Source organism: Aquitalea palustris, assembly GCF_003693445.1.
In the GTDB taxonomy this organism is placed as follows: domain Bacteria; phylum Pseudomonadota; class Gammaproteobacteria; order Burkholderiales; family Chromobacteriaceae; genus Aquitalea; species Aquitalea palustris.
On sequence record NZ_RFAR01000033.1, the window covers coordinates 31,281 to 41,451 of the forward strand.

General features: G+C 59.0%; 13 protein-coding genes. 6 read left to right on the top strand and 7 right to left on the bottom strand.

The annotated features are described in order from the left end of the window. Positions 1 to 90 precede the first annotated feature (90 nt). On the bottom strand, positions 91 to 1,185 hold the full coding sequence (locus EAY64_RS09120; protein WP_103524457.1) for a polyamine ABC transporter substrate-binding protein: 1,095 nt from the start codon (positions 1,183 to 1,185) through the stop codon (positions 91 to 93). Positions 1,186 to 1,370: 185 nt separating this feature from the next. On the opposite strand from EAY64_RS09120, the gene EAY64_RS09125 reads away from it, so the two are divergent. Together EAY64_RS09125 and EAY64_RS09130 are read left to right on the top strand one after the other, a co-directional pair. Continuing rightward, positions 1,371 to 2,000, top strand: a complete 630-nt coding sequence (locus EAY64_RS09125) for a TetR family transcriptional regulator C-terminal domain-containing protein (RefSeq protein WP_103524458.1) — start codon at positions 1,371 to 1,373, stop codon at positions 1,998 to 2,000. Further along, entirely contained in the window at positions 1,990 to 2,526 is a 537-nt protein-coding gene (locus tag EAY64_RS09130; protein ID WP_158604647.1) for a cysteine hydrolase family protein, read from the top strand. The genes EAY64_RS09125 and EAY64_RS09130 overlap by 11 nt, the downstream gene beginning before the upstream one ends. A gap of 83 nt (positions 2,527 to 2,609) precedes the next feature. Here EAY64_RS09130 and EAY64_RS09135 read toward each other — a convergent pair whose 3' ends face one another. Then, positions 2,610 to 2,909 carry an acid-shock protein gene (locus EAY64_RS09135; protein WP_103524470.1) on the bottom strand — a complete coding sequence of 100 codons (300 nt, stop codon included), beginning with the start codon at positions 2,907 to 2,909 and terminating at the stop codon, positions 2,610 to 2,612. A gap of 136 nt (positions 2,910 to 3,045) precedes the next feature. Continuing rightward, a complete protein-coding gene (gene paeA, locus EAY64_RS09140) occupies positions 3,046 to 4,353 on the bottom strand; it encodes a polyamine export protein PaeA (RefSeq protein WP_199734424.1) in 1,308 nt (435 codons plus the stop codon). Positions 4,354 to 4,522: 169 nt separating this feature from the next. Between paeA and EAY64_RS09145 the strand changes: the two genes are divergently transcribed. Together EAY64_RS09145 and EAY64_RS09150 are read left to right on the top strand one after the other, a co-directional pair. Continuing rightward, complete coding sequence (locus EAY64_RS09145) at positions 4,523 to 4,945, top strand: HIT family protein (RefSeq protein WP_103524460.1); 423 nt, start codon at positions 4,523 to 4,525, stop codon at positions 4,943 to 4,945. Between the two features lie 182 nt (positions 4,946 to 5,127). Continuing rightward, positions 5,128 to 5,964, top strand: a complete 837-nt coding sequence (locus EAY64_RS09150) for a sulfurtransferase (protein ID WP_103524461.1) — start codon at positions 5,128 to 5,130, stop codon at positions 5,962 to 5,964. Between the two features lie 82 nt (positions 5,965 to 6,046). Here EAY64_RS09150 and EAY64_RS09155 read toward each other — a convergent pair whose 3' ends face one another. The 3 genes from EAY64_RS09155 to EAY64_RS09165 form a co-directional block, all read right to left on the bottom strand. Further along, positions 6,047 to 6,673 carry an alpha/beta hydrolase gene (locus EAY64_RS09155; protein ID WP_226034228.1) on the bottom strand — a complete coding sequence of 209 codons (627 nt, stop codon included), beginning with the start codon at positions 6,671 to 6,673 and terminating at the stop codon, positions 6,047 to 6,049. A 179-nt stretch (positions 6,674 to 6,852) separates the two neighbouring features. Then, positions 6,853 to 7,335 (bottom strand): hypothetical protein, encoded by a 483-nt coding sequence (locus EAY64_RS09160; protein WP_103524463.1) that lies wholly within the window; start codon positions 7,333 to 7,335, stop codon positions 6,853 to 6,855. A gap of 221 nt (positions 7,336 to 7,556) precedes the next feature. Further along, positions 7,557 to 8,336 (bottom strand): exodeoxyribonuclease III, encoded by a 780-nt coding sequence (locus EAY64_RS09165; protein WP_103524464.1) that lies wholly within the window; start codon positions 8,334 to 8,336, stop codon positions 7,557 to 7,559. A gap of 76 nt (positions 8,337 to 8,412) precedes the next feature. Here EAY64_RS09165 and pyrE point away from each other — a divergent pair, with 76 nt between their 5' ends. Together pyrE and EAY64_RS09175 are read left to right on the top strand one after the other, a co-directional pair. Further along, positions 8,413 to 9,060, top strand: coding sequence for an orotate phosphoribosyltransferase (gene pyrE / locus EAY64_RS09170; RefSeq protein WP_103524465.1), 648 nt, complete (start codon positions 8,413 to 8,415; stop codon positions 9,058 to 9,060). Next, positions 9,057 to 9,662, top strand: coding sequence for a DUF4124 domain-containing protein (locus EAY64_RS09175; protein WP_103524466.1), 606 nt, complete (start codon positions 9,057 to 9,059; stop codon positions 9,660 to 9,662). The genes pyrE and EAY64_RS09175 overlap by 4 nt, the downstream gene beginning before the upstream one ends. 15 nt (positions 9,663 to 9,677) lie before the next feature. Here the strand turns inward: EAY64_RS09175 and EAY64_RS09180 are convergent, their stop codons facing one another. Then, entirely contained in the window at positions 9,678 to 10,004 is a 327-nt protein-coding gene (locus EAY64_RS09180; protein WP_103524467.1) for a hypothetical protein, read from the bottom strand. Between the last annotated feature and the right edge of the window lie 167 nt (positions 10,005 to 10,171).

Genomic DNA, 10,171 nt, shown 5'->3' on the forward strand with positions numbered 1-10,171 from the left:
GCATTGAACTATTCATGCTGGTGAGTCTGGAAAAGAAAAAAGGGCGACACTTAGCCGCCCTGCAATGTCCCCAGACAATGTCCTTGGTACTCAACGGCCGCTTTTCAGCTCCGCCCACATACGGTTCATCAGCCGGGTGATGTCGCTGGGTAAAGGTAGCTCGACATACATGCTCTTGAGCAGCGCTTCGGATGGATAAACATTGGGATCATTGGCAATCACCGGCTTGGTCAGCTTTCTGGCGGCCAGGTTGGCACTGGGATAAAACACCTCGTTGGTGATTTCGGCGCTCACATCGGGCCGCAAAATATAGTTGATCCATTTGTGTGCGGCCTCGGGATGGTTGCTGTCCTTGGGAATACCCATCAGGTCGAACCAGATCGGAATATTGCCCTTGGGCGTGACATAGCGCAGCTCATAGCTGCGGTGCGCCTCTTGTGCGCGGTTGCGCGCAATATTCACATCGCCGGAGTAGCCCAGCGCCAGACAGATGTCGCCATTGGCCAGGTCGTTGATATAGCCGGACGAATTGAACTGGGTAATGTAAGGGCGCAGCTTTTTCAACACTGCGTAGGCGGCCTGATAGTCTGCCGGGCTCTTGCTGTTGGGGTCGCGGCCAATATATTTGAGTACCACCGGAAACACATCGGTCGGCGAATCCAGCATGTTCACCCCGCAGCTGACCTTGGCCAGCAGCTCCGGCCGGAACATCAGCTCCCAACTGTCCAGCACCGCGTCCTTGCCCAGCACTTTTTGCAGCTTGGTGACATTGATACCCATGCCAGTAGTCCCCCAGGCATAGGGCACGCCATACAGGTTTTTCGGGTCCATGCTGGCGATGATCTTCATCAGCACCGGATCGAGATTGGCCAGGTTAGGCAGCTTGCTCTTGTCCAGCTTCATATAGACGCCGGCTTCAATCTGCTTGGACATGAAGGTGGAGGAAGGCACCACCACATCGTAGCCGGCACGTCCGCTCAGCAATTTGGCTTGCAGGGTTTCATCGGTATCGAACACATCGTACTTCACCCGGATGTGTGACTCTTTTTCAAAATTGGCCACGGTGTCTTTGGCGATGTAGTCCGACCAGTTGTAGACATTCAGCACGGCCTCTTCCGCCATGGCGGCCGCTGACAGCAACAGACCGCACAACAGGGCGGTCAGTCTGGAAAGGCTAGTCCTCATGATTTTCCTCGCAGATGGTATGAAAACGGTGGCATACAGCGACCCAGAGGACTTTTATTATTTAGCTGTACGTACAGCCAGTTTGTTTGCTAAGTATTTACCACGTCAATAACAACCAGTGTTTTCACAACATCACTACAGAAATCCGCTGTACATTGTGGCGATATTTCCACGCAGAGACCTGCATGCCACAGTCCATTCCCGATGGCCGCCGCCGCAAAGGCGACAGTAGCCGCCAACAACTGGTGGAGGCGATGATTCAGGCGGTGGCCAGCCATGGCCTACCGGGTGCCACCATTTCCGTCGTCGCCGAGCTGGCCGGTGTATCGCGCAGCCTGGTCAATTTCCACTTCAAGCAGAAAGAACAATTGCTGGACAGCGCGCTGGACCTTGCCCTGCACACCTACCAGCAGTCGCTGGCTACGGCTCTGGCAGAGTGTGAAACCACGCCATCTGCCCGCCTGGCAGCAGACATCCGGCACGATATCCATTTCGCCGCCACCCATCCCGAACTGCTGGCGCTGTGGTATGCCAGCTGGAGCGAGCGCCACAGCCTGCAGCAATACCGTGCCACCACCCTGGCATCCGACCGGCTCTACCGTATGGCATATACCACCTGCTTCGAACAGCTGCTGGGAGATACCACACTGGCCCGGCGCTGCGGCATGATCGTGGACAGTTTCATCGATGGCTTGTGGCTGGATTGCCATCTGGACCCGGACAATTTTTCAGTCAGCGAAGCAGAAGCCTGCGCCGAGATACTGTTGCAGTCATTGCTGCATACCCCAGCCAGTGGAGCAAACCATGCGTCGTGATAGCGCACTCTTGATTGTCGATGTCCAAGTAGCCCAGTTCGAACCCAACCCGCCCTACCAGGCCGATACTGTACTGGCCAGGCTGAACCAGGCCATTGCCAAAGCCCGCCAGCAGGAGATGCCCGTCATCTTCGTGCAGCACGATAGCCCGCCCGGCACCGATCTGGCCCCCGGCAGCGCCGGCTGGGCACTCCATCCGGCCTTGCAGCGGCTGCCGGCAGACCCGGTGGTACACAAGACGGTAGGCGACAGCTTCTACCGGCCCGAGCTGCACGCGCTGTTACAGCAGCTGGGCATACACCAGCTGTGGATAGGCGGCTCCGCCACTGACTTCTGCATTGATTACGCCATTCGCAGTGCGCTGTCGCACGACTATGCGGTGACCGTACTGGAAGATGCCCACACCTGCCGCAACCGTCCCCTGCTGCGTGGCGAGCAGGTGGTGGCCCACTTCAACTGGGTGTGGCGCAATATGGATGAGACCCCGCAAGCCCTGCGCGTGTGCAAGGTGGCGGAGCTGGATTGAAGAGCAAACATGAAAAGAGGAGGCTTGCGCCTCCTCTTTTTTGAGCACTACTGCGAGTGAGCTGCCGCTGTGCGGCTTATTACTTATTGGTTCAGCTTGCGCGGGGCATGCTGGTGATGCTTGGCGGCGTGATGATGATGGTGCTTATGCACATGCTTCTTGGCAGACTGGGCCTTTTGTGCAGCCGGCGCCGAAGCAGCCTTCTTCACCTGATGGTGTTTTTTGGCGTGGTGTTTCTTGGCCTGATGCGGTTTGGCATGATGGGTCTTGGCCGGCGCGCTCACTGCAGGCTTGGCAGCAGGGGCGGAAGCATCAGCGGCAAAGCCGGCAGCGGAGGCGAGACCAAACACAGCGGTCAGGACGAGTGCGGCGATCTTTTTCATGGTCATTCTCCCGTAAGGCGACTTTGTTGAGTTCCGGGGGCAGTGTGTTTGCTGCCTCCATGAACTGCATCTTAGGGAGGAGACGCCGCCCCGTCTGTGAGACTCTTGTAAGCCCGTGTAAGCAATCGTAACCGGCTCAGGCTTGCTGCGCCGGCACCGGCGTGACCCGCGTCACCAGCAACTGGTCGATACGGTAGTTGTCGATATCCACCACCTCGAACTTGTAGCCGGCGTACTCGACATGGTCGGTACGCTTGGGAATCTTGCGCAGCATGTACATCATGAAACCGGCAATGGTTTCGTAGTTTTCGTCATCCGGGAAACCGTCGATATCCAGCGCACGCAATACATCTTCCACCGGCGAGGCACCATCCACCAGCCAGCTGTCGGCATCGCGCTGCACGATCTGGTCCTCCTGGCTTTGCGTCACCAGGTCGCCCATCACCGTGCTCATCACGTCGTTCAGGGTGATGATGCCTACCACCAGCGCATACTCATTCATCACCACGGCAAAGTCTTCGCGCGAAGCCTTGAAACGCGCCAGCAGCTCGGACAGCGTCAGGCTATCGGGAATGATCAGCACATTACGGATGGTCAGCTCACGCTTGATCGACACGCTCTGCTGGTTCACCAGCCGCGTCAGGATATCCTTGGAATCGACATAGCCCACCACCGCATCCACCACGCCGTCACACACCAGATACTTGGCATGCGGGCTTTCGGCAATCTTGCGCTTGATGCTGGCTTCTTCTTCCTGCAGGGTGAAATACACCACGCTTTCGCGCGCGGTCATGGACGAGGGTACGGTACGGCTTTCCAGCTCGAACACGTTTTCAATCAGGTGATGCTCTTGCTGCTGCAAGACACCGGCCTCGGCACCGGCCTCCATCATGGCGACGATGTCGTCCGGGGTCAGGTCATCCGGCCGCGCCGTGGGCAGGCCGAACAGCCGGAACAGCATATTGGCCATGCCATTGAACAGCCACACCAGCGGCATGAACAGCCGCACGCAAGCCTGCATCGGCCGTACCACGCGCACGGCGATCTGCTCTGGCGCGGACATGCCCAGCCGCTTGGGCATCAAATCGGCAAACAGCACGAACAAGGCCGTCACGGTGACGAAGGACAGCAAAAAGCTGACCCGCTCCACCCAGTCGGCCGAAAAAACCAGATGCAGCGCCTGCGCAAAATAGGGGGTAAAGGCTGCCTCACCCATGATGCCGGCCATGATGGCCACGGCATTCAGGCCGATCTGCACCACGGTAAAAAACAAGCCCGGCTGCGCCTGCAAGGCCAGCACGCGCTCGGCGCGCACATCGCCCTCTTCGGACATTTGTCGCAGTTTGATCTTGCGTGCTGCCGCCAGCGAGATTTCCGATACGGAAAAAAAGGCACTGATCAAAATCAGTACGGCAATCACCATCAGGCTTTGAACCAGATTCACACAGTATTTCCAGGGAGTTAGCGACGATTTGTCTTGTACAGAATAGCAGGCCCGCATGACAGGACTGAACACACGGACAGTTGAATCAGTATAACAGACGAAAAAATGCAGCAAGTGTCAGGCGCGGTAGAATGAGCGACATCCATCAACAGAAAATGGCTATCCGCTCATGACTTGTCCGCTTTGCACCCTGCCTGCCGGCGAATTGCTGTACGAAGATGCCCGACTGTGGGTTTTGCTGGTTGAAGAGGCCGGCTACCCCGGTTTCTGCCGCGTCATCTGGAAACAGCATGTACGCGAAATGAGCGATCTGTCCGCCGCTGACGCACGCCACCTGCTGGACTGGGTACTGCACACCGAGCGAGCACTGCGCCAGGTGATGCAGCCAGAGAAGATCAACCTCGCCAGCCTGGGCAATGTGGTGCCGCATCTGCACTGGCATGTCATCCCGCGTTTTGCCGACGATGCCCACTTTCCCAGCCCGATATGGGCCAGCCCGCAGCGAGAGGGCGCCGACCACAACCAGGCCGGACTGGCCGACAGCCTGCGTGCCGCCTTGAAAAATCAGCCACTTGCCGCTGCAGTGCAATAAACCGGCCCGCTTGCCGACTATAGCTGCTTCTGTGTAGGCTAGAGCGGTCCTGCCGGTTTGCCACCGCGTACCGGCAGGCATGCGGAACCGCTTTCAAGCCGGCCCCTGGGCCGGCTCGTAAGCGGCTCCTCCTTGCCACATGGTGCTGTCCGCCATGTGACACACCCATTCAGGAGAAGCCGATGTACACCACCCTCATCAGCCCGGCCCAGTTGCAGGCGCTTGATCCCGAGCACTACGTCATTCTCGACTGCCGCTTCCAGCTGACCGACCCGGAATACGGCCTGCATGCCTATCAGGCCGGCCACATTCCCGGCGCACGCTACCTCAACCTCGATTACCACCTGTCCGGCGTCAAGACCGGCAGCAATGGCCGCCACCCCCTGCCGGATGGCCAGCGGCTGGCGGTGGATCTGGGCGCGGCCGGCATTACCGGCGATATCCAGGTGATCTGCTATGACGACGCCGGTGGCATGTACGCCGCCCGTGCCTGGATGCTGCTGCGCTGGCTGGGCCACGCTGCAGTAGCCGTGCTGGATGGCGGCATCCAGGCCTGGCAGCAAGCCGGAGCCGTACTGGAAACCGACAAAAAGCGCTATATGCCGCGCCGCTTTCCAGTGAATGTCAGCCTGATCGAAACCGTCGATGCCGACCAGGTACTGGCCAATCTGGATGAGCAGGACTTTGTCGTGGTAGATGCGCGCAGCCCGGAACGTTTCCGTGGCGAAGGCGAAACCATGGACCCGGTCGGCGGCCATATTCCGGGCGCCCGTAACCGCTTCTTCCAGCAGAACCTCAACAGCGAAGGTCGTTTCAAGGATGCCGCCACCCTGCAGCAGGAATGGAATACGGTACTGAATGGACTGCCGCCGGAACAGGTCGTCCACCAGTGCGGCTCCGGCGTCACCGCCTGCCATAATCTGCTGGCAATGGAACATGCCGGGCTGAGTGGCAGCCGCCTGTACCCAGGCTCGTGGAGCGAATGGTGCAGTGACCCGGCGCGCCCGGTTGCCCGCTAAGGCCAGCTAATAAAGCCCCCGCAATATAAAAACCGCCGCCCTCGCTCGCGAAGGTGGCGGTTTTTAATGGGGACCTGGCGGCTCAGGCCAGTATGAAGCGTTGCAGCAACTGCTGTCCGGCAGCCCAACTACCCAGACCGGCATGACTACCCATATGACCGGCACAGCCCGCATCCATCAGCCGGATACCCCACAGCTCCGCCATGGCCTGTGCCGTGGCAAAGTCGCAGAACAGGTCATCCTGGCTGGCCACCATCACCGCCGGCACTGGCAAGCGCCCTGCACTAGCCTGGGTAAATCCGGAGAAGGCCGGCAGCGCTGCCCCCTCCGGCAGTTCACCACTGGCCCTTGCCCGGGCTTCGGTAATCGGCAGGGCTGGTGGAGCCACCAGCAACACCCCCTTGATACGGCGCTGGGTGGCCAAATCAACCGTGCGCAGCCACTCCACCACCGTGTGACAGCCCAGGCTGTGGGCAGCCAGCACGATGCGGCCGCAACTATCCCGCACCAGCGCATCCAGTGCCGCTACCCACTGTTCACGCACCGGATAGAGCCAATCCTGTTGCTGGACACGCCGCGCCAGCGGATAGGTCAGCTCCCACAGGGTTTGCCAGTGCTTGTCACCGGAATTGCCCCAGCCCGGTACGGTAATCAACACCACATCATCATCGTCCAGCATCAGCCTTGCCCCATGGTAGTCAGGATCCATGCCGCTTGATCCGGCATGTTTCGCCCGCTTTGTCATCGCCAGCATCAACAGGCAGGCCTTGATTCTACCGGGAGGCAAGGTCGTATGCAGAAGGAATCTGCGCTGAAGCCATCACTGCGCGCCTGACCAAGCAAAACCGCTGCCGGTCTTGGCAGCGGTTGGCGTGTGCAATGGCAAGATCAACGCTGATTCGGCTGATCCCAACGCTGATCATTACGATCATTGCGGTGGTCATTGCGCGGATCCGGCCGGTGGTCATTGCGGTAGTCACGGTGCGAATCCCCGCGATGCTCATCGTGGCGACCAGCATCATGCGCAGGATGCGGATGATCGTGCTGATAACGCGGTGCATAAACATGCTTGTACCATTTATCCTGCACGAAGAACACCCGCTTGTCGCAAGCATGATATTGCCGGCAGTAGCGGTTCCAGTGGCGGGCATGTTCAGGCGGTACTCGCAGGTAGATGGGAGGCTGACTCACCACCATCGGGCTGACAATGACTGGCTGGACATTCACCACTGGCGGCGGACCATAGTTGCCGATATCCAGCTGACCGAAAAAGCCCGGTTCACCGATATTGATAGAGACGCCAACATCGGCAGCAAAAACCGGCGTGGCGGCAGCCAGCGACAATGCGGCGACAATCAGAATACGTTTCATGGCAGTTTCCTAACAAGCAAGGGTCAGTTGTGCTGCACTCCCTGCCCATGCCGGCTTTTGCCACCGCCTGGGCCAGCACATGCAGTCTGGGTGAGTTCATCCTACCCCATGAACACCCTGGACTTGTTGCGACAATGATTGCAATTTGTTAGCAATCGCGCCATCTCAACACAAACTCATGATTAATCTACCAATGGGTCGCCGTCTTCACTGCCATGGACTCAAGCGAGCGTCAGCTGGTAATCGACGATCAGCGGCGCATGGTCGGAGAATTTCTCATCCTTGTACACCGAGGCTGACTGAGCAAGCGCCATCAATGATGGGGTGACGATGTGATAGTCGATACGCCAGCCCACATCCTTGGCATAGGCCTGGCCGCGATTGCTCCACCAGCTGTAGCCCGGCTGCTCCGGATACAGGGTGCGCCACACATCGCACCAGCCCACCCGGCCCAGCAGATCGCTCATCCAGGCACGCTCTTCCGGCAGGAAGCCGGAATTTTTCAGATTGCCCTTCCAGTTTTTCAGGTCGATTTCCTGGTGGGCGATATTCCAGTCACCACAGATGACGATATCGCGCCCGGCCGCTTTCAGTTGCTCCAGATGCGGCATGAACACATCCAGAAACTGGAACTTCACCTGCTGACGCTCATCGCTGCTGGAGCCCGACGGCAGATAGAGCGAGATCACACTGAGATTGCCAAAATCCAGCTGCAGGAAGCGGCCTTCGGCATCGATCCAGTCCACGCCCAGCCCTTCAATCACCGCATCCGGCTGATGGCGGGTATACACCCCGACGCCGCTGTAACCCTTTTTCTCGGCATAATGAAAATAGCCGGTCAGGCCATCCGGCGCACGCATGCGCTCGCTCAGGTCGGCCGCCTGAGCCTTCAGCTCCTGAACGCAGACAAAATCGGCTGCAATTCCGGCCAACCAGTCGAAAAAACCCTTCTTGTCCGCCGAGCGGACGCCATTGAGGTTGGCTGAAACGATTCGAAGCAATGCAGTCTCCTGTGCTATCCTTGCCGGCAATTTTTCCAGCCGTTCAGATAGTTAACTAGTATCCATGAGGAATGATATGAGCGATTTCCGCCAAGATTTTATCCGTTTTGCACTCGACAAGCAGGTATTGAAGTTTGGAGAGTTCATCACCAAGGCCGGGCGCAAATCGCCATATTTCTTCAATGCCGGCCTGTTCAACGATGGCCTTTCCACACTGCACTTGTCGCGCTTCTATGCCAAGTCGATAATGGCGAGTGGCCTCGAATTCGACATGCTGTTCGGACCGGCCTACAAGGGTATCATCCTGGCCGCCGGTGCGACCATGGCCATGGCCGAACAAGGCCGCAATGTGCCTTTTGCCTATAATCGCAAGGAAGCCAAGGATCATGGCGAAGGCGGCACCCTGGTTGGCGCACCGCTGCAAGGCCGTGTGCTGATCATCGATGACGTGATTTCCGCAGGCACCTCGGTGCGCGAATCGGTTGAGCTGATCCGTGCCGCCGGCGCCACACCGGCTGGCGTGGCCATCGCACTGGACCGCATGGAGCGCGGCAGCGGCGAATTGTCTGCCGTACAGGAAGTGGCACAGCAATACGGCATGCCTGTATTGGCCATCGCCACCCTGAACGACCTGCTGGGCTTCCTGGAAGGCAGCCCGGAGCTGGCACAGCACCTGACGGCGGTACGCGCTTATCGCGCACAATATGGAGTGAATGAAAAATGACCCAGCACTTGCCTGCCTTGTTGATCTTGCTCAGCTGCAGCGTAGCCATGGCTGATGGCACGCTGTACAAGTGGGTGGACGAAGCAGGCAAGGTGCACTACAGCGATGCCGCACCGCTGCAAAACCAGAAGCAGGGTGTGGCCGAGCTGAATCGTCAGGGCGTGATACGCAAGCCGGCGGAAAGCGAACAGGCGCGTCGCCAGCGTGAAGCCAGTGAGGCACTGCAAAAGCAGGAACAACAACGCCAACTGGATAGCGCGCGCTACGACAAGGGCCTGCTGGAGAGTTATCGCAATGTCGGCGAACTGAAGGCCGACCGGGAAAAACAACTGAGCATCCTGCAGGCTTCGCTGGATGCCCAGTACTCCAGGTTGAAAGGCCTCAACCTGCAGCTGCGCGACATGCTGAAAGAACAAGACGTCAACCAGAAACTGCACCGGCCAGCCGCACCGGCCCTGCAGCACAATATCCAGGTCATCCAGCAGGAACAGAAGGGGCTGGGCGCGCTGATCAGCACCAAGCAGGCCGAGCTCAACAGCGTGCGCCAGAAAATGCAGGAAGACATCAACCGCTATCAGCAGATCAGCCGCAGCGCTCAGTAAACCCGCCCCGCCGCATCAACCACCGGCCTCCTTGCGCTGCCATGCCTCCTTCAGTTGCCGGGTATTCTGCTGCAACTGCTCACTGGCCGCCGTGTTCGCTGCGCTCGCCGCCGACAACTCCTCCGCCGCACGCTGCGCCGCCATTTGCGCATCGGCCAGCCGCTGGTCGGCCTGCTGTTTGGACGCCTGGGCCTGCGTCAGACGTGCCTGGGCCTGCTCCTGCAGATTGTTGGCTTGCTGATAGGCCATCTGCGCCGCCAGCAGCTGCTCATCCACCGTTTGCGCCAGTACCGGCAGCGCCGTCGCCGCCAATAACAGCACACAACCAAATCGCTTGATCATTGCCTTGCCCTCTCACAGGTATTCTTGACGCTGTCCATTATCCACGCGGATGGCAGGCTTGACGACCACACTGCGCAGCCACAATGCAAAAAGCCCGGCCACCTGAGGTGACCGGGCTTCTGCATACTGACTGGTGGGTTGTGAGTGGCTCGAACACTCGACCTACG